Source organism: Erwinia sp. V90_4 (assembly GCF_029967685.1).
Lineage (GTDB): Bacteria > Pseudomonadota > Gammaproteobacteria > Enterobacterales > Enterobacteriaceae > Erwinia > Erwinia aphidicola.
The window spans coordinates 257,945-278,704 of record NZ_JASCAQ010000042.1 but is presented as its reverse complement, the minus strand read 5'-3'; the positions used below and the strand labels follow the sequence as shown (position 1 = coordinate 278,704).

The following is a 20,760-nucleotide window of genomic DNA, read 5'->3' as shown; positions in this document are numbered from 1 at the left end:
CTGACCGAAAAAGAGGGTCAGCCACTACGAGCCGGTAAGTCGCATATCGCGCCGGGTTTTGTAGGGGACGACCGCTTTTCTGGTCGTCCCGGATTTGGCGCGCAATTCCCCCAACTTTACTGGTCACCCTGCCCCTCTTTGCACTTTCTTATCACTCCTTTTACGCTTTAACGCCTCAAGTCTTATGCGATCCCGTCCGATAACCCGTATTGGTTAATGACAAAGGAGACAGAGATGAGCACTATCGGCAGCAGTAGCAGCGTCGCCAGCAGTTCAGGCAGCGCCAGCTCAGCTTCACAAACCACCAGCATCACCAAGCAAATCATCGCGCTGGAAAACCAGCTTAAAAGCCTGAGTGACGACCATGAGCTGACGGATGAGCAGAAGTCTGAGCAGCAGCAGATGATCGAAGGCCAGATCGCGATGCTGCAGGCCCAGCTGGCGCAAATCCAGCAGCAGCAGGCGGAAAAAGCGGCGGAAAAGCAGGAAGCGAGTAAGCAGCCTGATAGCGGCAGCAGTAAAGTTGCTGACGGCGTTAACCGCCCAACGGCAACCAATACGCTGAACGTTTATATCTAAAACGGCGGCGCACTGGCACGCTGTTGCGTCAGCAGTTCCGCCTGCTGACGCACTTCCTGCCAGATAGCTTCTGCCGCAGGCGTCAGCGAGCGGTTTTTACGCCGTATCAGCATAATGGTGCGATTTATTTCCGGCAGAATGCGCTTGACCATCAGCGGCCTGCCCTGCGGTAACGGCAGCGCCAGCGCAGGCAAAATGCTGATACCAATCCCTGCTTCCACCATCGGGTAAAGCGTGGCCGGATGGCCAATCTCCTGGGCGATTTCCGCCTGCACCTGCTGCACGCGCAGTGCCTCATCAATCAGCACCCGGCTACCGGACGCATAATCCTGTAATACCAGCGTGCGCTGATTCAGCATATGCCAGTGGATGGTCGCCTGCGCTGCCAGCGGGTCATCCTGACGGCACAGCAGCAGAAAGGGTTCATCGAGGATCGCCTCCGACTCCAGATCGTCGGCCTGCAGCGGCCCGACGACAATGCCAAAATCCACTTCCGCATTGCGAATGCTTTGCAGCACCCACTGCTGAGGGCGGTCGCGCAGCATCACTTTGATCTCCGGGTAATGCAGCTGCCCAGCCGCAAGGCACTGCGGCATCAGATGTGCGGAGATGGTCTGGCTGGCGGCCACACGCACCGTCCCGCTGCGCTGCTGCCCGTAGCTGCGCACATCCAGCAGCGTGTTGTTCAGCTCCTCTAACAGGCGTTCAAGGCGGCTGGCGAGCTGCTCACCTGCTTCGGTCAGCAGCACTTCACGGGTAGTGCGATCCAGCAGGCGAATACCCATTTCGTTTTCCAACTCTTTAATGCTATGGCTGACGGCAGACTGGCTCAGGCCAATCAGCTGCCCCGCCTGACTGAAACTGCCCTGCTGGGCCACGGCAACAAACACGCGCAGCTGACGAAGCGTATAATTCATCGATTTTGCTCATATATGAATTCAATAAATCAATTTTATTTCTAAACCTCGTCAGCGCACAATAGCCGCATGTTTTTTTAACCAGGCATTAACATGCGTATTTTTCGTATCGACCCACTGATGTTGAAACTGATTATCACCGTGCTGCTGGCCTCTTTCCTGCCTGCGCGCGGCCATTTTGTTGATTTCTTTGAGTGGCTGACTACCGCCGCGATCGCCCTGCTGTTCTTTATGCACGGCGCCAAGCTGTCGCGGGAGAAAATCATCGCCGGCGGCGGCCACTGGCGTCTGCACCTGTGGGTGATGTTCAGCACCTTCGTCATGTTCCCGGCGCTGGGCATGCTGTTTGTCTGGTGGCATCCGCTTAATCTCAGCACCGAGATTTATACCGGCTTTATGTATCTGTCGATCCTGCCGGCTACCGTACAGTCATCGATTGCCCTGACCTCTCTGGCCGGGGGGAACGTTGCGGCGGCGGTATGCAGCGCTTCGGCTTCCAGCCTGCTGGGGGTATTTATCTCTCCTCTGCTGGTTGGCCTGCTGATGAACGTCCACAGCGACGTCCCGGGCGGCAGCCTGGCGCAGATCGGTCGCATTATGCTGCAGCTGCTGGTGCCGTTCGTGATTGGTCATCTGTCGCGCCGCTGGATTGCCGGATGGGTTGAGCGCAACCGTGGCCTGATTGGTAAAACCGACCAGGCGTCGATTCTGCTAGTAGTTTACTCCGCCTTTAGTGAAGCGGTGGTCAACGGTATCTGGCACCGCGTGGGGGCGATGACCCTGGTATGGATTGTGGTCGGCAGCCTTGGCCTGCTGTTTGTGGTGCTGGCCGTTAACCTGGCCGCCGCGAAGCTGTTCGGCTTTAATCGGGCGGATGAGATCACCATTCTGTTCTGCGGCTCGAAAAAGAGCCTGGCAAACGGCGTACCGATGGCGAACATTCTGTTCCCGTCCGCGGCGGTGGGGATTATCGTTCTGCCGCTGATGATCTTCCACCAGGTGCAGCTGATGGTCTGTTCAATGCTGGCGCAGCGCTATAAGAGGGCGGGAGAGAAGCTGGCCACCGGGGAAAAAGCCACCACGAGTAGTAAAGCGGTGGTTGAATCGCAGAAGTAACGTGCCACACTTACCGTCGCAGACCGAGCGGCTGCGACGGTTACCCCTCTTTATTCCTGACTTTCCCCCAGGCCACGTCCCGGCAGCGTCTTACAGGCCGGGCCTTTCTCCGCTGGCGCAACCGTTGGATATTTATCATCCGGAGTAATATAGACCGGCGTTGTGGCAACAAAACCATCTGCGAAGGTGGCTTCAACGTAGGTTGCCTGCCAGCCTTTCTCCGGTGATGCTAATTTGATATTCAGCGATTCGCTAATCGGCAGCGCTTCTGCCTGGTATTCAATCTGACAGGAGTGGCGGAAATCACGCGCTTCCGGGTTTACTGCCTGCCAGAGCTTAAGCTCTTTGGGCGACTCGGAGAATGTTACTTTTAGCTGGCTCTCCTGCCATGCCGTTGTTACCACCGGCAGCGGCTGCGACTGCTGGATTCGATTCACAAAATGGGTTAGTGACTGCTCGGCGAAGTCACGGATACCTGCATGCCCGCTGTTGGGTGCCATACGCAGGGATTTTTGCCCCGGCAGCTGGCCAAAGTAGAAACGGCTATTATCAGGTACATAGAAGTCATCACCGCTGGCATTAATAATATATTTGGGGATCTCCAGACGCTGACCGTACGCGCTGTCTTTATATTCCAGCGGGTCTTCAATTTTCATTAACTCAGCAAACTGTGGCGTTTCCACGCTGGTATCCACCCCTTTTTGGAAATAGGGATAAAATGCCACTGGCCAGTTATTACCATAGCTGCGATACATATGCTTTAGCGCCGGGCGAATACCCAGTAAATCAATGGCGAACGGTGCAATAGCCTCAACGCGAGGATCGGCTATCGCCGCCAGCCATGTGGTCCAGCCGCGTTTTGAAATACCGGAAACAATGAATTTTTTCACCTGCCACTCATCAAGCTCGCGCTCTGCCAGATTCATCACCTGCGACACCGTGGCCGCCATCGGTACGTGCAGCGGGATCGTTGGCGTTGCCTGCGGATCTTGCATAAAAATAGACCAGCTGTGCGCCACGCTGTCATCTTCCGCTTTAGCCTGCGCATCGTTAGCGTAAGTGAGAAGCTGATTAGGGACATTGCTGACTGAGACAATAATCGAGCGGGTATTACGCGCCAGCGAGGCTAATTTCTCTCTGGTCATATCGGTTGAGGCTTTGGCCGGCTTACCCGGTTCGGGATTATTGGTGCCGTTATTAATAAATACCACCGCCCGGGCGGAAAGCGCATTCTGCGGAATATAGATATCAACATCGTGCTGCCATACTGCAGGCTGAACCAACCCTGCCGGTGACCAGGACTGAGAGTTGAGTGAATAGTGGCGCAGTTCCAGCTGCTCGAGATTTTCGCTGCCTAGCCAGTGGTAGTCCAGCGGTTCAGATGCCAGCGCTGCACGATAGCAGGGGATGACACTGCTGAAGCTGTCTTGCGGATTACCACAATCAGCCCAGGCAGCGGTAGAGCAAGCGGCGCCGGTGAGGCCAGCCAGAGTAAGAATATAAGCACTTAAACGCGGCATTAACGTTCCTTTTAGCTAAAATCATCATTAGCTGGCGATGATATCGCGTAAAAAGTGCCAGTTGCCGCATGGCTAAGGTTGTTTAAGGTGCAAATCAACTGTTTAAGCTAGCGCTTAAGCGGTTTCACCAGCCCTTCCAGACCTTCGATTTTAATCGCCAGCGCGATCTGCATCAGCTCCCCCAGATGCCCCTGCGGGAACTCATCTTTACGCGCAAACCACAGCAGATACTCTTCCGGCAGGTCGATCAGCACCCGCCCTTTGTATTTGCCGTAGGGCATGACGGTATTGGCGATCTCAATCAGGTGTTGTTTTTCCATGTCACTCGCCCAGTAAGCGGATCATTTCTGCTTCGTCGATCACCTCAATCCCCAGCTCCTGCGCTTTGACCAGCTTGGAGCCGGCGGCTTCCCCGGCAATCACCAGATCGGTTTTCTTCGACACGCTGCCGCTGACTTTCGCCCCCAGCGCCACCAGCCGGTCTTTCGCTTCGTCGCGTGAGAGAATGCTGAGCGAGCCGGTCAGCACCACGGTTTTCCCGGCGAACGGGCTGTCGATCTCTTCGGCTTTCACCACTACCACTTCCGGCCAGTGGATGCCGGCTTTCTCGACCAGCAGGCGGATCACCTCACGGTTGCTCTCTTCATCCATAAAGTTACGCACGTGGCTGGCGACCACCTTGCCCACGTCCGGTACGGCGATTAACGCCTCCAGATCGGCGGCCATTAACGCCTCCAGGGTACCGAAATGCGCGGCGAGGTTAGCAGCGGTGGCTTCACCAACTTCACTGATGCCCAGCGCATAGAGGAAGCGGGCAAAGGTGGTTTGTTTAGCTTTCGCCAGCGCGTCGACGATGTTCTGTGCCGACTTCGGCCCCATACGATCCAGCCCGGTCAGCTTGCCGGGGGTGAGATCGAACAGATCCGCCGGATTTTTCACGTACTCTTTATCCACCAGCTGGTCGATGATCTTCTCGCCCATGCCGTCGATATCCAGCGCCCGGCGCGACACAAAGTGTTTAAGCGCCCCTTTGCGCTGCGCGCCGCAGATCAGACCGCCGGTACAGCGGGCAACGACCTCTCCCTCAACGCGCTCTACGTCCGAGCCGCAGACCGGGCAGTGCGTGGGGAACTGCACTTCACGCGCCTGTTGCGCGCTCTTCACCACGCTGACCACCTGGGGAATCACATCACCCGCGCGACGGATCACCACGCGGTCACCAATCTTCAGGCCGAGGCGTTCAATTTCATCGGCGTTATGCAGCGTGGCGTTACTCACCATCACGCCCGCGACCAGCACCGGCTCCAGGCGCGCTACGGGAGTAATCGCGCCGGTGCGGCCCACCTGGAATTCAACGTCGCGCACCACGGTCATCTGCTCCTGCGCCGGGAATTTAAACGCCACCGCCCAGCGCGGTGCGCGTGCCACAAAGCCGAGCTGCTCCTGCAGATCGAGCGAATCGACTTTGATCACCACGCCATCGATATCAAAGCCGAGATTCGGGCGGTCGGCCTCCACCTGATGGTAAAACGCCAGCACTTCTTCCGCGGTGTGGCACAGGCGCACGCGTTCACTGACCGGTAATCCCCAGGCTTTAAACTGCTGCAAGCGCCCGATATGGCTACGCGGCATTTCACCGCCTTCCAGCAGACCAAGACCGTAGCAGAAGAAGGTCAGCGGGCGTTTGGCGGTGATACGCGGGTCAAGCTGGCGCAGCGACCCGGCGGCGGCGTTACGCGGGTTGGCGAACACCTTATTGCCGGTGCGGCGCGCTTCGTCGTTCATCTTTTCGAAGCCAGGCTGCGGCATAAACACTTCGCCGCGCACTTCGACGCGGGCTGGAATATTCTCCCCACGCAGGCGCAGTGGGATGGCGCGAATAGTGCGCACGTTAGCCGTGATATTTTCGCCAGTGGTGCCGTCGCCACGGGTGGCAGCGCGCACCAGTTCGCCGTTCTCATACAGCAGGCTGACGGCCAGTCCGTCGAGCTTCAGCTCGCAGCAGAAGGTGATCTCATCCACGCTTTTCAGCCGATCCTGCACGCGCTTGTTAAATGCCAGGTAGCTCTCTTCATCAAAGGCATTATCCAGCGACAGCATGGGCACTTCATGACGCACCTGCTCGAAGGCGCTTAATGGCGCAGCCCCGACGCGCTGGGTCGGGGAATCGCTGGTGATGAGCTCAGGATGCTCAGCTTCCAGCGCGCGCAGCTCCGCCATCAGACGGTCATATTCCGCATCGGGGACTTCGGGGGCATCAAGCACGTGGTACTGGTATTCGTGGTGGCGAAGCTGGGTTCGCAGATGGGTGAGTTGTTGTTGTACGGATTCCATAGCGGCACCATCAAAGATAAAAAACCCCCGAAGACGGGGGTTTGGGAAGAGTTCGATTATAGCGGGAAACTCAGAGGCTGTTAGCGTCAATAACGTCGCGGATGCGCGCCTTGTAAGTTTCCAGCTTTTGCGGCGTCATCATGCGGCGTTCATCATCCAGCACCACGCCACCAACATCGTCGGCGATGCGCTGTGCGGATTGCAGCATCAGCTTGAAATTCTGATGGGCATCACCGTACGACGGCACCATCATAAAGATAGAGACCCCCGGGGTGGAGAACTCGGACATGTTATCCGGGTTGAACGACCCTGGTTTTACCATATTCGCCAGGCTGAACAGGACCGGGCCGCTGCCCGCCGGGTTCAGATGACGATGGAAGATGTTCATTTCGCCAAACTGGAAGCCAGCCTGCAATACGCCCTGCAGCAGCGCTTCACCGTTGATCACGCCACCGGCGTGGGCCGAAACGTGCAGTACCAGAACGGTCTCTTTACGCCGCGCTTCTTCACGCTTCTGCTCGGCAATCTCTTCAACCGTCGGTTCCGTCACTGCTGGCTGCACTGGCGCAGCGGGCGGGCTGACAGGCTCACGCGTGACGGCCGGGCGAGCAGGCTCAGGCTGACGCACCGGCGCTGAAACTTCCGGTTCATCGTATTCAGGTTCCGGCGCGTGCGGCAACTCACCGCCAAACAGCGGATCCAGCTCTGGCTGCTCGTCAATTTGTGGCTGATGACGCACAGGTTCTGGCTGCTGACGTGGTTTGGGCTGACGCGGCGGCTCATCCCCGGCATTAAATCCACCCAGGGAGGTGTCCGTTGGCTCAGGCTGGTTACGCTGTACGCGCACTTCACCTACGCCCTCTTCGTCATCCTCGAACGCTTCTTCTCTGTCCTGCTTTAAACGCTTGTGCGGGCGATCGCGAAAAACGGATGAGCGCTCTTTACGGCTGGTCCACAGGCCGTGCAGTAAAAGCGCTATTATGGCGATCGCGCCAACAACGATTAATATCAGACGCAAATCCTGCATCATTGTATTCTCTGTTGTTCCAATACCTTGCCACCGCGGCAAACTTTATCCTCTAACTGTATTTGCCCGAGTACACAAGTGCAAGTCCGTGCAGTATTTTCTGACAAATATCACGTACCAGGTGTGCTTTTTTGCTGTTTTTTCGCGCAAAGGGCACCTGGTAAGTGGAAAAAGCTGGGTTATGATAGCCACAGCCTGCCCGAATAATGGAGAAAAGCAGTCCATGTCACATCACAATTCCGACCACGCTTACAACGGCGTGCACTATTTTGCCCAGGGATGGAAACTGATCCGCCTGCCTGGCATCCGTCGTTTTGTCATTCTTCCACTATTAGTGAATATCGTCCTGATGGGTGGCGCCTTTGTCTGGTTGTTCCACCGCATGGGCCAGTGGATACCAGAATTGATGGCACTGGTTCCCGGCTGGCTTCAGTGGCTGAGCTATCTGCTCTGGCCACTGGTGGTGTTGTCGATCATTTTAGTCTTTAGCTACTTTTTCTCCACTATTGCCAACTGGATTGCTGCACCGTTCTGCGGGCTACTGGCGGAACAGCTGGAAGGAAGGTTGACCGGTAAACCGCTGCCGGACAGCGGCTGGAGCGGGCTGGTGAAAGATCTGCCGCGCATAATGAAGCGCGAATGGCAGAAACTGGCTTACTATCTGCCGCGTGCGCTGGTCCTGCTGTTGCTCTATTTTGTCCCAGGTTTTGGTCAAACCGTTGCACCGGTGCTGTGGTTCCTGTTTAGCGCCTGGATGCTGTCGATTCAGTACTGCGACTATCCGTTTGATAACCACAAGGTCAGCTTCCGCCAGATGCGCTCTGCCCTGCGTCAAAATAAGACCGACAATATGCAGTTCGGCGCGCTGGTCAGCCTGTTTACCCTCATCCCTGTTCTGAATCTGGTGATCCTGCCCGTCGCCGTTTGCGGCGCTACCGCGATGTGGGTCGATCGTTACCGCGCGCAGCTGGCACTGCATCGCTAAACGTTCTCTACCCCCGCTGATTGCAGCAGGCTCACGGCCAGGGATGGCCGTGCGGAAAGCAGCCCTCCCTCCTGAAACCTGTCATCCCGCGATGATATTCAACCCAATATTCCTGGTAATACTTTCGTGTTCGCCCTCTGCGCACTGATTCCTCATGCTTACAGATGCCCCTTATGCCATTTCGGCAGGGCTTATTTCCAGCGAACATATCTATATACGATTTCTTCACTTCCTTGTGAAATTGAACAAGGTATGCTCTAAGCCAATCCCAAAATTTCAGACAGTTAAGGACAGGCTATGAGCAAGATCTATGAAGACAACTCTTTAACAATCGGCCATACGCCGCTGGTTCGACTGAACCGCATCGGTAATGGACGCATTCTGGCTAAAGTTGAATCGCGTAACCCTAGCTTTAGTATCAAATGCCGTATCGGTGCCAATATGATTTGGGACGCGGAAAAACGGGGAATTCTGAAACCGGGCATCGAACTGGTGGAGCCGACCAGCGGCAACACCGGTATTGCGCTGGCCTATGTTGCAGCAGCACGCGGTTATAAGCTGACGCTAACCATGCCGGAAACCATGAGCGTTGAGCGCCGTAAACTGCTGAAAGCACTCGGCGCTAACCTGGTGCTGACCGAAGGTGCGAAAGGCATGAAAGGGGCAATCAGCAAGGCAGAAGAGATTGTTGCCAGTGACCCGGATAAATTCGTGCTGCTACAGCAGTTCAGCAACCCGGCAAACCCGGAGATCCACGAAAAAACCACCGGCCCGGAAATCTGGGAAGATACCGATGGCGAAGTGGATGTCTTTATTGCCGGTGTTGGTACCGGTGGCACCCTGACCGGGGTGAGCCGCTACATCAAAAACACCAAAGGCAAAAAAGACCTGATCACCGTGGCAGTGGAACCGACTGACTCGCCGGTCATCGCTCAGGCGATTGCTGGTGAAGAGATCAAACCCGGCCCGCATAAAATTCAGGGTATCGGCGCTGGCTTCATTCCTGGCAACCTCGATCTCAACCTGGTTGACCGCGTGGTCGCCATCACCAATGAAGAGGCGATCTCCACCGCACGTCGTCTGATGGAAGAGGAAGGTATTCTTGCCGGTATCTCTTCCGGGGCAGCCGTTGCTGCCGCGCTGAAACTGCAGGAAGACGAGGCGTTCGCCAACAAAAATATCGTGGTAATCTTGCCCTCTTCCGGCGAGCGTTACCTGTCAACCGCCCTGTTTGCGGACCTGTTTACTGAGAAAGAATTGCAGCAGTAATGCCGGCTGGACGAAATTGTCTGAAAAAGCACCCGAACGGGTGCTTTTTTGTGGACTGCGTCAAACTTTTGTCACCCTGCAGATTGATTTTACCCTCGTGTGTCTGGTATTTAGACTGCCAATTATTTCGATCCGTAAAATTAATCGCGGCGTGAACTGGATCAAGCTGAATCGATTTACTGGTTTGGCGCTGAAAGGTAATCGCGGCATAATGGTAGGCGGAAAAGCGAGGCGAAAATCCCGGATTTTCACTCAATCTTAACTCCACCTTACCAGCGCATTTTTTGGCCAGTCTTCATACCATGCCAGCGCGACTCAATACAGGCTAAAGTCATGCCTCCAGGCTAGACTTTGGATCAACAACACCAAACCATGAAGTTGGGGAAACATAATGTTCCAGCAAGAAGTCACCATTACCGCACCAAACGGCCTGCACACTCGTCCAGCAGCTCAGTTCGTTAAAGAAGCGAAAGCCTTCTCTTCCGAAATCACCGTTACTTCTAACGGCAAATCTGCCAGCGCCAAAAGCCTGTTCAAGCTGCAGACGCTGGGTCTGACTCAGGGCACCGTTGTTACCTTGTCAGCAGAAGGCGAAGATGAGCAGAAAGCCGTTGAGCATCTGGTTAAACTGATGGCTGAACTCGAGTAATCAGCACACTTTCCAGCTGTCCAGCGCAGTGTTTCAGGACAGATGATTGCAATATTGATCGCGGACAGTACGTCCGCGATGTTGCTTTCGTAAAGTAGCCGAAAGTAGTCAACTCACATTGCATTCTGTTCCGGCTCGCTGAGTGGATCAACCGATGCAGTCATCTGGGCTACTTTGCTTCAGATGATTATCAGAGAAAGAAAAGGTAGGGTTATGATTTCAGGCATTTTAGCATCACCGGGTATCGCTTTTGGCAAGGCGCTTCTGCTGAAAGAAGATGAGATTATCATCAACCGGAAGAAGATTACTGCCGACCAGGTCGATCAGGAAGTTCAGCGTTTTCTTGATGGTCGTAAAAAGGCTGCCGTGCAGCTGGAAGCGATCAAAATCAAAGCCGGGGAAACCTTCGGTGAAGAGAAAGAAGCGATCTTCGAGGGGCATATCATGCTGCTGGAAGATGAAGAGCTTGAGCAGGAAATCATTGCCCTGATTAAAGACGAGCATGCCACAGCGGATGCCGCTGCCTTTTCCGTGATCGAAGGCCAGGCGAAAGCGCTGGAAGAGCTCGATGACGAATATCTGAAAGAGCGTGCCGCCGACGTCCGTGATATCGGTAAACGCCTGCTGCAAAATATCCTTGGTCTGCATATCGTTGACCTCAGCGCTATCAACGAAGAAGTTCTGCTGATCGCGAAAGATCTGACGCCGTCAGAAACCGCGCAGCTGAACCTGAACAAAGTGCTTGGCTTTATCACCGATATCGGTGGCCGCACCTCACACACCTCGATCATGGCCCGCTCACTTGAGCTGCCCGCTATCGTAGGTACCGGCGATGTGACCAACCAGGTAAAAAACGACGACTTCCTGATCCTCGATGGCGTTAACAACCAGGTGTACGTGAATCCAACGCCTGAGAAAATCGAAGAGCTGAAAGCGGTCGCTCACCAGTATCTCAGCGAGAAAAACGAGCTGGCGAAGCTGAAAGATCTGCCTGCCGTGACGCTTGACGGTCACCAGGTTGAAGTCTGCGCCAACATCGGTACCGTACGCGACGTGGCCGGTGCAGAGCGCAACGGCGCGGAAGGCGTAGGTCTGTACCGCACCGAGTTCCTGTTTATGGACCGTGACTCACTGCCAACCGAAGAAGAACAGTTCCAGGCGTATAAAGCCGTCGCGGAAGCTGTGGGTTCTCAGGCGGTTATCGTGCGTACTATGGATATCGGCGGTGACAAAGATCTGCCGTACATGAACCTGCCGAAAGAAGACAACCCGTTCCTCGGCTGGCGCGCAATCCGTATCTGTATGGACCGCAAAGAAATTCTGCATGCCCAGCTGCGCGCGATCCTGCGTGCCTCCTCCTTTGGCAAGCTGCGCATCATGTTCCCGATGGTGATTTCCGTTGAAGAAGTACGCTTCCTGAAAGCCGAACTTGAAACGCTGAAAGCTCAGCTGCGTGCTGAAAGCAAATCCTTCGATGAGAGCATTGAAGTCGGCATTATGGTGGAAACCCCTGCCTCGGCCGTTATCGCTCACCATCTGGCAAAAGAAGTTGATTTCTTTAGTATTGGGACAAACGACCTGACGCAGTATACTCTGGCCGTGGATCGTGGTAACGACCTGATTTCCCATCTCTACAACCCAATGTCTCCTTCCGTTCTGACGCTGATTAAGCAGGTTATTGATGCTTCTCATGCCGAAGGCAAGTGGACTGGTATGTGCGGTGAGCTGGCAGGCGACGAACGTGCTACACTACTGTTATTGGGAATGGGGCTGGACGAATTCAGCATGAGTGCCATTTCTATCCCACGCATCAAGAAAATTATTCGTAATACGAATTTTGAAGATGCGAAGGCATTGGCAGAGCAGGCTCTGGCTCAACCGACAGCGGACGAGTTGATGAACCTGGTCAACAAGTTCATTGAAGAAAAAACACTCTGCTGAAGCCTGAAACGCTGGCCCAATATTACTGCTTAGGAGAAGAACATGGGTTTGTTTTCAAAACTTTTTGGCGATAAGTCAGATTCCGCATCTGGTGCCATTGAGATCGTAGCACCGCTGTCTGGCGAAATCGTTAATATCGAAGATGTACCGGACGTCGTGTTTGCGGAGAAAATTGTTGGCGACGGTATCGCTATCAAACCTACTGGCAATAAAATGGTTGCGCCGGTCGATGGCACCATCGGAAAGATTTTCGAAACCAATCATGCTTTTTCCATCGAATCTGACAATGGCATTGAGCTGTTCGTCCACTTCGGTATCGATACCGTTGAGCTGAAAGGCGAAGGCTTCAAGCGCATCGCTGAAGAAGGCCAGAAAGTGAAAAAAGGCGACGTCGTGATTGAGTTCGATCTGGCTCTGCTGGAAGAGAAAGCAAAATCGACGCTGACGCCAGTGGTGATCTCCAATATGGATGAGATCAAAGAGCTGGTTAAGCTGACGGGTAGCGTTGTTGTGGGTGAAACTCCGGTTATCCGCATCAAGAAGTAACGCTATCGTTAACGTCAAAAGCCCCCCGCAGGCAGCTGCGGGGGGCTTTTTTTTATGCCGCTGATACCGGGTTAAGAGCTGGAGAGCAGCGCATCACGCAGGCTGAGGGAATTCAGCGGGGTGTCATCCAGATCCAGCTGGTGCTCAAGCTGAAGCAGGTGCTCGTTCATCATCGCCTGAGCATCTGCCACCTCCCCTGCTTTCAACGCGTTAATCACTGCACTGTGCTCCTGACACTGACAGGCGGGGCTGTCATTGCGCTGATACAAGGCTACGATTAACGAGCTGCGCACCATCAGATTTTCCAGCATCTCAATCAGTACCTGATTATCGCTGACCCTCGCCAGCAGCAGGTGGAATTGGCTCAGTTCACGCACGATATCACGGCGATCTTCACCGGCGATGGCGCGCTTCTCCGCCTGCATATGGGCATCGATTTCGGCCTGATGGCACGCCAGTTTTTCGGGGGTAATTGCGGCAATCATTGCGCCTTCAATCGCTCGACGGGCAATAAACACTTCTCTGGCCTCACGCGCCTGCGGCCGTGCAACCCGCGCGCCGCGATTTGGCGCGATCGTCACAATTTTCTGAAGCGCCAGCCGCTGCAGCGCGGCCTGGACGTGATTGCGGTTGGCCGATAACGCCTCCACAATTTGTGACTCAACCAGACGTACTCCCGGTTTTAACCGATGCTGTGCAATAGCCACTGATAACGCCTCGACTATGCGCTGCACTTCCTGTTGTCTGGCGCTGCTCACACCGCTCATGACGTTTCCTCTTTAAATACTTATACCACCCAGTGCGGCAGGCGAAGAGTGATTTCCAGTCCGCCGTCACGGGCATTCATTGCGCTGACGTCACCCCGGTGGGCGGCCACGACTTTACGCACGATGGATAACCCAAGGCCATAGCCTTTACCTGAAAGGGGCGAGTTTACGCGCACAAACGGGTCGAAAATGCTGGAAAGCTTATCCGCCTCCACCCCCGGCCCGCGATCGCGCACGCTGATAATCAGCCAGCCCTGCTCCTGGCGCAGGTTTATCTGCACCTGCTGGCCTTGCAGCGAGAAGCGCAGCGCATTACGCACCACATTCTCCACCGCCGAGCGGATCAGATTAGCATCCCCTTTGACGGTGTAATCCTGCTGCTCATCAGCGTACAACAGGATTTCAACGCCGGGAACCTGTGCTTCATAACGCGCATCGTTCGCCACCGCTTCCAGCAGCCCCAGCAGGTCGAAATACTGCTCATCCGGCAGCGCCTGATGCTCTGCTCGCGACAGCGTCAGCAATTCGCCGATCATTTTATCCAGGCGCCGGGCTTCTTCATCAATGCGGTCGAGCGAAGCACCAACCGATTCCGGCGTCTGGCGCGCCAGCCCGGTCGCCAGCTGCAAACGTGCCAGCGGTGAGCGCAGCTCGTGCGAGACATCGTGCAGCAGCTCCTCACGGGCGCTGACCAGCACCGACAGGCGCTCGACCATGGCATCAAAGTCCTGCGCCACCACCGACAGCTCATCGTGGCGGCGGCGCATCTGCGGGAACAGACGCACCGAAAGGTCACCTTTTGAAACGCGGGCAAAGCCGGCGCGCAGCTGGCGCATCGGGCGCGTCAGGTTCCAGGCGAGGAACAGGCTGAACAGCAGGCCACACACCATGCCGACGATAAACAGCGGTTCCGGCATGTTCAGGATGCTGTGAGGATGCCTGCCCATGGAGCTGTCAGCGCGCAGCCCCGCCACGTCGTAGCTCAGCTGATACTGGCGGCCATCGGCCCCTTTGACCCACTCCGTAACCTCTTTAGGAAACTCACCCGGCCCCAGATCGCGGTTGAGTTCATCGCGCGGCTGAAGCTGCGGCGGCGGTGACGCCACCACTTTGACCGAGAAGAAACGCCGGTCGTTAGGCGGCCAGTCGACCATCATATCGTTCAGCGCCTCCATCCCGCCGCGCTGCAGCACCGAGACGGCCGACGTCATCTGCAAATTAACGATGCGCTTAGTGGCCATGTTTTCTGGCGGCTCATGATGCTTGCCATATAAGCTAAAACCCAGCCAAAGCAGCTGGGTAATAGCGATATAGGTGAGCCAGAAGCCGATCAGGATCTTCCAAAACAGGAAGCCGCGGAAGCCGGTTTTCATCGGATACGGTAGCCGATACTGCGCACCGTCTCAATATTGATGGTGTCATGGGTCAGCGCGGCCAGCTTCTGGCGAATATTACTGATGTGCACGTCCACGCTGCGGTCGTAAGCTTCACGCGGGCGGCCTAACCCCTTTTCAGAGAGTTCATCTTTCGACACCACGCGGTCCGGCGAGCGCAGCAGCAGGTCCAGCAGGTTGAACTCCGATGCCGTCAGGTCAAAGGGCTTTTGCTGCCACTCGCTGATGCGCGTGGCCGGATTAAGCGTCAGCTCGCCCCAGGCGATAACATCTTTATTCTCAATAACCACGGGCTGCTCCTCCACGCGGCGCAGCACCGCCCGCAGGCGCGCCACCAGCTCACGCGGGTAGCATGGCTTCGGCATATAGTCATCCGCACCCATCTCAAGGCCGATCACGCGATCGATGTTGTCGCCCTTGGCGGTCAGCATAATCACCGGCAGGCGGCTGTTCTGTCGTACCTGGCGCAGCACGTCAATCCCGCTCATATCCGGCAGCATAATATCAAGGATCATCGCGTGGTACTGGCCAGATAGCGCCCCATCCACGCCCGCTTTGCCGGTCAGAACCAGCGAGGCGTCAAAACCTTCCGCAATCAGATACTGACTGAGCATGGTGCCCAATTCGAGGTCGTCATCGACCAGTAAAATTTTCATACAGGATCTCTCAATGATACAGCCGCCATTTTCGCCTTAAACCGACGAATTAGCAGCCGCTTTTACCCAATCCTTACAGTCTAACAAAGGCGGAAAAAAGGGGCGGAAGGATTTGATAGGCGCGGCGCCAGAAGGTTCTGCCGCCGTTGAGAAAAAGGGAGGCTAATAGACGCCGGTTGAGAGGTAGCGGTCGCCGCGATCGCAGATTATCGCCACGATGACGCTGCCGGGCTGTTCACGCGCAATACGCAGCGCCCCCGCCACCGCGCCGCCGGAGCTGACCCCGCAGAAGATGCCTTCGCGCTGTGCCAGCTGGCGCATCGTCTCTTCGGCTTCCTGCTGTGACATATCGATCACCCGATCCACCAGCTCAGGACGGAAGATGCCCGGCAGATAGGCGGCAGGCCAGCGGCGAATGCCGGGAATGCTGCTGCCTTCCGAGGGCTGCAGCCCGACAATCTCCACCGAACTACTCAGCTCTTTCAGATACCTGCCGACGCCGGTAATGGTCCCGGTGGTGCCCATGCTGGAGACAAAATGGGTCAGGCGGCCAGCGCTCTGCTGCCAGATTTCCGGCCCGGTAGTCTGATAATGCCCGAGCGGGTTATCCGGGTTGTTAAACTGATCCAGCACTTTGCCTTCCCCGCGTGCCGCCATCGCGGCGGCCAGGTCACGCGCGCCCTCCATGCCCTGCTCGCGGCTGACCAGAATCAGCTCGGCACCGTAGGCCTTCATCGCCGCCTGGCGCTCAATGCTCATATTCTCCGGCATCAGCAGCTTCAGCACATACCCTTTCATCGCGGCGATCATCGCCAGCGCAATACCGGTATTACCGCTGGTCGCTTCAATCAGCACGTCGCCAGGGTGAATTTCCCCGCGCAGCTCAGCCTGATGGATCATCGACAGCGCAGCACGGTCTTTCACCGAACCGGCGGGATTATTTCCCTCCAGCTTGAGCCAGATTTCGCTGCCGTTGTCCGGTGCCAGGCGCTGCAGCTTAATCAGCGGCGTCTTGCCGATGGTATTTTCGAGTGTGGTCAAGGTGTGATTCCCGGCATGAAATGAGAGAGGCCGGAATTACCCAGCCTCTCTCCAAAAGATGTCAGAACAAAAAATATCAGGCGCTATGTGCAAAGGCAACAGGGCGTAATGGCGTATCACCGTGATACAGGCGCGCGTGCTGCAGGCCAACGAACAGACGCTCACCGCGGATCGGGGCGACCTGGTCCCCCTCCATTACCACGGTAATTGGCTCACCGCTCCACTCTGCGGGCTGAACCACCAGCTGCCAGTAATGCCCACGCGGGCTGACTTCCAGAATCTGTACCGGCAGCGGCGTTTCCAGGCTGCTCTGGCGGCTGACGTTAATCTCCCACGGGCGCAGGAACAGCTCAACCGCCCCCTGATGTGCCGGCGCGTAGCCCAGCGGCCAGTGATGGGCACCAACATGGAACTGGGAGCCGTGCACTTCGCCGTCGAAGCGGTTCACTTCGCCGAGGAACTCCAGCACAAAACGGGTGGCCGGATCGCGCCAGACGTCGTCCGGCGTGCCCACCTGCTCAATGTTGCCCTGGCTCATCACCACCACGCGGTCGGCGACTTCCATCGCTTCTTCCTGGTCATGAGTCACGAAGACGCTGGTGAACTTGAGTTCTTCATGCAGCTGACGCAGCCAGCGGCGCAGCTCTTTGCGCACCTGCGCATCCAGCGCGCCAAATGGCTCATCCAGCAGCAAAATCTGTGGCTCAACGGCCAGCGCACGCGCCAGCGCCACACGCTGCTTCTGCCCGCCTGACAGCTGTGCCGGATAGCGGCTGGCAAGATGCCCCAGCTGCACCATCTCCAGCAGGCGGGTGACCTTCTGCTTAATTTCTGCTGCTGACGGGCGTTCGCGGCGTGGCAGCACCGACAGGCCAAAGGCGATATTGTCGAACACCGTCATATGGCGGAACAGCGCGTAGTGCTGGAACACAAAGCCGACCTGGCGATCGCGGGCATGCACGCGGCTGACATCCTTACCGTGGAAGCTCAGGCGCCCGCTGTTCTGGTTTTCCAGCCCGGCAATAATACGCAGCAGCGTGGTTTTGCCGGAGCCAGACGGCCCCAGCAGCGCCACCATTTGCCCGGAAGGGATATCCAGGGAAATATCGTTCAGGACTTTCGTCTTGCCGAAGGATTTATTGATGTTACCGATCTCAATGCTCATGGTTCCCCTCCCGTTGCAAGCGCTTCTGCTGGCTCTCTAACCGCCACTGCACCGCACTTTTCAGAAACAGCGTCACTATCGCCATCAGAGTCAACAAGCCCGCGGCGGTAAATGCGCCCACGCTGTTATAGTCCTGATGCAGTAATTCAACCTGTAATGGCAGCGTGTAGGTCTCGCCGCGAATCGATCCCGATACCACCGAGACCGCACCAAACTCACCAATCGCACGGGCGTTGGTTAACACCACGCCATAAAGCAGCGCCCAGCGGATGTTGGGCAGCGTCACGCGCCAGAACATTTTCCAGCCGGAGGCGCCCAGCAGCACCGCCGCTTCATCTTCGTGCGAGCCCTGGCTCAGCATCACCGGCACCAGTTCGCGCACCACAAACGGACAGGTGACAAATATGGTGACCATGGCCATGCCCTGCCAGGAGAACATCAGCTGGATGTTATGGGCATCCAGCCAGCCGCCTGCCGGGCCGTTCACGCCCCAGAACAGCAGATACATCAGCCCTGCCACCACCGGCGACACGGCGAAAGGAATATCAAACAGCGTCAGCAGCAGCTGGCGACCGGGGAAGCTAAAACGCGTCACCAGCCAGGCCAGCAGGGTACCGAACACCAGGTTGACCGGCACCGCGATCAGCGCAATCAGCACGGTCAGCCAGATCGAGTGCAGCATATCGGCATCGCCAAGATTGCTCAGCGTGGCCATCAGCCCCTCAGAAAATGCGGTAGTGAAAATTGCCACTAAAGGCACCACCAGCAGCAGCAGGGAGATCAGCATCCCCAGGCCAATCAGGATCCACTTACCCCACTGAAAGCGGGTCCGATCTGCCCCTTTAAAATCGGTAACGTCTGCCATTAGTGGCCTCCAATACGACGGCCAAAGCGGCTCTGCAGGGTGTTAATCGCAAACAGCAGCAGCAGCGAGGCGGCGAGGATAACTGAGGCAATCGCGCTGGCTGCCGGATAATCGAACTCCTGCAGGCGCACAAAAATCATCAGCGAGGTCACTTCAGTTTTCCACGCGATATTCCCGGCGATGAAGATCACTGCGCCAAACTCGCCGAGGCTGCGGGTGAACGACAGCGCGGTTCCGGCCAGCAGCGCCGGGCCAACTTCCGGCAGCACCACGCGGCGGAAGCTCTGCCACGGCGTCGCGCCTAAGGTTTCAGCCGCTTCTTCATACTCTGGTCCTAACTCTTCCAGCACCGGCTGCACGGTACGCACCACAAACGGGATACTGGTAAACGCCATCGCCACGGCAATACCGAGCCAGGTGTAAGAGACTTTAATATCGAACTGCGCCAGCCACTGACCGTACCAGCCGTTGACCGAGAACAGCCCGGCCAGCGTCAAACCCGCTACCGCGGTTGGCAGCGCAAACGGCAGGTCCATCAGGCCATCAAGCATGGCGCGGCCCGGGAAGCGGTAGCGCGTCAGGATCCATGCCATCAGCATGCCAAACAGCGCGTTGAAGAGGGATGCCACACCGGCAGCCAGCAGGGTCACTTCATACGCCGCAACCACCTGCGGGTTGGTGATCACTTCCCAGTACTGCGCCAGCGTCATCTGCGACAGCTGCATCAGCAGCGCGCTGATCGGCAGCAGCAGGATCAGACAGGTGAAAAACAGGCTGCTGCCAAGGCTGATGCCAAACCCGGGCAGTACGCGCTTACTACTGGTTGCAAACATCTTTAACGCCCCGCCGCTAACAGCTTATCCAGCTCGCCACCGCTGACGAAATGGGTTTTCATCACCTGATCCCAGCTTCCGAAAGACTCCTCAACCTTAAACAGGTTGGTCTGCGGGAAGCGATCTTTCTGTTCGGCCATCAGCTGCGGATTATTCACCCGGTAGTAAAACTGGGTCATTATCTGCTGTGCCTTCGGCGTGTAGAGATAGTTGAGATAGGCTTTGGCCGCGTCTTCGGTTTTGTTGTGTTCGACATTTTTATCGATCCACGCCACCGGGAACTCCGCCAGAATATTGGTTTTCGGTACGATCACTTCATAACCGTCTTTCGCGTACTGGTTGCGGATGGTGTTCACCTCCGACTCAAAGCTGATCAGCACATCGCCCAGCCCGCGCTCCACAAAGGTGGTGGTGGCCCCGCGTCCGCCGGTATCAAACACTTCGACGTTTTTCAGGAACTGAGTCATCGACTTTTCGGTTTTGGCTTTGTCCTGGCCATCGGACCGATCGAAAGCCCCCCACGCGGCCAGATAGGTATAGCGCGCATTACCGGAGGTTTTCGGATTCGGGAAAATCAGCTTCACATCGTCACGCACCAGGTCGTTCCAGTCGTGGATGTTCTTCGGGTTACCTTTACGCACCAGGAAGGCCATGGTGGAGTAAAACGGCGAGCTGTTATTCGGCAGGCGCTGCTTCCAGTCGGCCGGGATCAGGTTGCCTTTGTCATGCAGGATCTGCACGTCCGTGGTCTGATTGTAGGTTACCACGTCCGCCTTTAGCCCCTGCAGGATTGCCAGCGCCTGCTTGGAGGAACCGGCATGGGACTGTTTTATGGTCAGGGTGTCGCCCGGATGCTGCTGCGCCCACTGCTGCTCAAACGGTGCATTCAGGGCGGTAAACAGCTCGCGTGACACATCATACGAACTGTTGAGAAGTTCTGTGGCCTGCGCGCCTGTTGCCAGCAGTATAGAAAGTGCGGTAGCGCTCACTAATTTTTTAACCGTCGGTAACGTCATATTGCACCCTGAAAGATTGCCTGCCAGGCAGGCCATAAGAGCGTTCAGTTTATTTATAACCCGGGTGAAAGCTGTAGCGGTTTTATATACCGTTTGGTGCTTTGCAAGTAGAAAACGCTATAAGGGTGTGGAATTGGTTA

At 56.3% G+C, this 20,760-nt stretch carries 21 protein-coding genes; 8 read left to right on the top strand and 13 right to left on the bottom strand.

Annotation, left to right across the window (positions count from 1 at the left end; translation table 11 throughout):
• The first annotated feature begins 234 nt into the window (after positions 1-234).
• Positions 235-579 carry a FlxA-like family protein gene (locus QLG07_RS09925; RefSeq protein WP_282469134.1) on the top strand — a complete coding sequence of 115 codons (345 nt, stop codon included), beginning with the start codon at positions 235-237 and terminating at the stop codon, positions 577-579.
• On the opposite strand, the gene QLG07_RS09920 is transcribed toward QLG07_RS09925, so the two are convergent.
• A complete protein-coding gene (locus QLG07_RS09920) occupies positions 576-1,496 on the bottom strand; it encodes a LysR family transcriptional regulator (RefSeq protein WP_048915277.1) in 921 nt (306 codons plus the stop codon). The two genes, QLG07_RS09925 and QLG07_RS09920, sit on opposite strands and share 4 nt — an antisense overlap.
• Positions 1,497-1,589: 93 nt before the next feature.
• Here QLG07_RS09920 and QLG07_RS09915 point away from each other — a divergent pair, with 93 nt between their 5' ends.
• Positions 1,590-2,612, top strand: coding sequence for a bile acid:sodium symporter family protein (locus QLG07_RS09915; protein ID WP_282469133.1), 1,023 nt, complete (start codon positions 1,590-1,592; stop codon positions 2,610-2,612).
• 50 nt (positions 2,613-2,662) lie between these two features.
• On the opposite strand, the gene QLG07_RS09910 is transcribed toward QLG07_RS09915, so the two are convergent.
• The 4 genes from QLG07_RS09910 to zipA form a co-directional block, all read right to left on the bottom strand.
• Positions 2,663-4,132, bottom strand: coding sequence for a PhoPQ-activated protein PqaA family protein (locus QLG07_RS09910; RefSeq protein WP_282469132.1), 1,470 nt, complete (start codon positions 4,130-4,132; stop codon positions 2,663-2,665).
• A gap of 107 nt (positions 4,133-4,239) precedes the next feature.
• A complete protein-coding gene (locus QLG07_RS09905; protein ID WP_048915272.1) occupies positions 4,240-4,452 on the bottom strand; it encodes a DUF3820 family protein in 213 nt (70 codons plus the stop codon).
• Between the two features lies 1 nt (position 4,453).
• A complete protein-coding gene (gene ligA / locus QLG07_RS09900) occupies positions 4,454-6,466 on the bottom strand; it encodes an NAD-dependent DNA ligase LigA (protein ID WP_282469131.1) in 2,013 nt (670 codons plus the stop codon).
• Positions 6,467-6,536: 70 nt separating this feature from the next.
• Positions 6,537-7,496, bottom strand: a complete 960-nt coding sequence (gene zipA / locus QLG07_RS09895) for a cell division protein ZipA (protein ID WP_133623119.1) — start codon at positions 7,494-7,496, stop codon at positions 6,537-6,539.
• A 220-nt stretch (positions 7,497-7,716) separates the two neighbouring features.
• On the opposite strand from zipA, the gene cysZ reads away from it, so the two are divergent.
• The 6 genes from cysZ to crr all read left to right on the top strand — a co-directional run bounded on the left by cysZ (position 7,717) and on the right by crr (position 12,883).
• A complete protein-coding gene (cysZ, locus tag QLG07_RS09890) occupies positions 7,717-8,478 on the top strand; it encodes a sulfate transporter CysZ (RefSeq protein WP_048915269.1) in 762 nt (253 codons plus the stop codon).
• 297 nt (positions 8,479-8,775) lie between these two features.
• Positions 8,776-9,747: a cysteine synthase A gene (gene cysK, locus QLG07_RS09885; RefSeq protein ID WP_048915268.1), complete on the top strand. Its 972-nt coding sequence runs from the start codon at positions 8,776-8,778 to the stop codon at positions 9,745-9,747.
• A gap of 16 nt (positions 9,748-9,763) precedes the next feature.
• On the top strand, positions 9,764-10,009 hold the full coding sequence (locus QLG07_RS09880) for a hypothetical protein (RefSeq protein ID WP_180276710.1): 246 nt from the start codon (positions 9,764-9,766) through the stop codon (positions 10,007-10,009).
• Between the two features lie 129 nt (positions 10,010-10,138).
• Complete coding sequence (gene ptsH, locus QLG07_RS09875; RefSeq protein WP_048915267.1) at positions 10,139-10,396, top strand: phosphocarrier protein Hpr; 258 nt, start codon at positions 10,139-10,141, stop codon at positions 10,394-10,396.
• Between the two features lie 213 nt (positions 10,397-10,609).
• Positions 10,610-12,337, top strand: coding sequence for a phosphoenolpyruvate-protein phosphotransferase PtsI (ptsI, locus tag QLG07_RS09870; protein WP_048915266.1), 1,728 nt, complete (start codon positions 10,610-10,612; stop codon positions 12,335-12,337).
• A 42-nt stretch (positions 12,338-12,379) separates the two neighbouring features.
• The gene (gene crr, locus QLG07_RS09865) at positions 12,380-12,883 is read left to right on the top strand and encodes a PTS glucose transporter subunit IIA (protein ID WP_012440843.1); all 504 of its coding nucleotides are present in this window, start codon (positions 12,380-12,382) and stop codon (positions 12,881-12,883) included.
• 71 nt (positions 12,884-12,954) lie between these two features.
• Here the strand turns inward: crr and QLG07_RS09860 are convergent, their stop codons facing one another.
• The 8 genes from QLG07_RS09860 to QLG07_RS09825 all read right to left on the bottom strand — a co-directional run bounded on the left by QLG07_RS09860 (position 12,955) and on the right by QLG07_RS09825 (position 20,620).
• On the bottom strand, positions 12,955-13,650 hold the full coding sequence (locus QLG07_RS09860) for a GntR family transcriptional regulator (protein ID WP_282469130.1): 696 nt from the start codon (positions 13,648-13,650) through the stop codon (positions 12,955-12,957).
• Positions 13,651-13,670: 20 nt separating this feature from the next.
• A complete protein-coding gene (locus tag QLG07_RS09855; RefSeq protein ID WP_282469129.1) occupies positions 13,671-15,023 on the bottom strand; it encodes an ATP-binding protein in 1,353 nt (450 codons plus the stop codon).
• A complete protein-coding gene (locus QLG07_RS09850) occupies positions 15,020-15,700 on the bottom strand; it encodes a response regulator transcription factor (RefSeq protein ID WP_048915263.1) in 681 nt (226 codons plus the stop codon). The genes QLG07_RS09855 and QLG07_RS09850 overlap by 4 nt, the downstream gene beginning before the upstream one ends.
• A gap of 162 nt (positions 15,701-15,862) precedes the next feature.
• The gene (cysM, locus tag QLG07_RS09845) at positions 15,863-16,741 is read right to left on the bottom strand and encodes a cysteine synthase CysM (RefSeq protein WP_048915262.1); all 879 of its coding nucleotides are present in this window, start codon (positions 16,739-16,741) and stop codon (positions 15,863-15,865) included.
• 76 nt (positions 16,742-16,817) lie between these two features.
• The gene (gene cysA, locus QLG07_RS09840) at positions 16,818-17,906 is read right to left on the bottom strand and encodes a sulfate/thiosulfate ABC transporter ATP-binding protein CysA (RefSeq protein ID WP_099753439.1); all 1,089 of its coding nucleotides are present in this window, start codon (positions 17,904-17,906) and stop codon (positions 16,818-16,820) included.
• Positions 17,896-18,771 (bottom strand): sulfate/thiosulfate ABC transporter permease CysW, encoded by an 876-nt coding sequence (cysW, locus tag QLG07_RS09835; RefSeq protein ID WP_048915260.1) that lies wholly within the window; start codon positions 18,769-18,771, stop codon positions 17,896-17,898. The genes cysA and cysW overlap by 11 nt, the downstream gene beginning before the upstream one ends.
• Positions 18,771-19,604 (bottom strand): sulfate/thiosulfate ABC transporter permease CysT, encoded by an 834-nt coding sequence (cysT, locus tag QLG07_RS09830; RefSeq protein ID WP_048915259.1) that lies wholly within the window; start codon positions 19,602-19,604, stop codon positions 18,771-18,773. Before cysT ends, cysW begins: the two co-directional genes overlap by 1 nt.
• 2 nt (positions 19,605-19,606) lie before the next feature.
• Positions 19,607-20,620, bottom strand: a complete 1,014-nt coding sequence (locus tag QLG07_RS09825; RefSeq protein WP_099753438.1) for a sulfate ABC transporter substrate-binding protein — start codon at positions 20,618-20,620, stop codon at positions 19,607-19,609.
• Between the last annotated feature and the right edge of the window lie 140 nt (positions 20,621-20,760).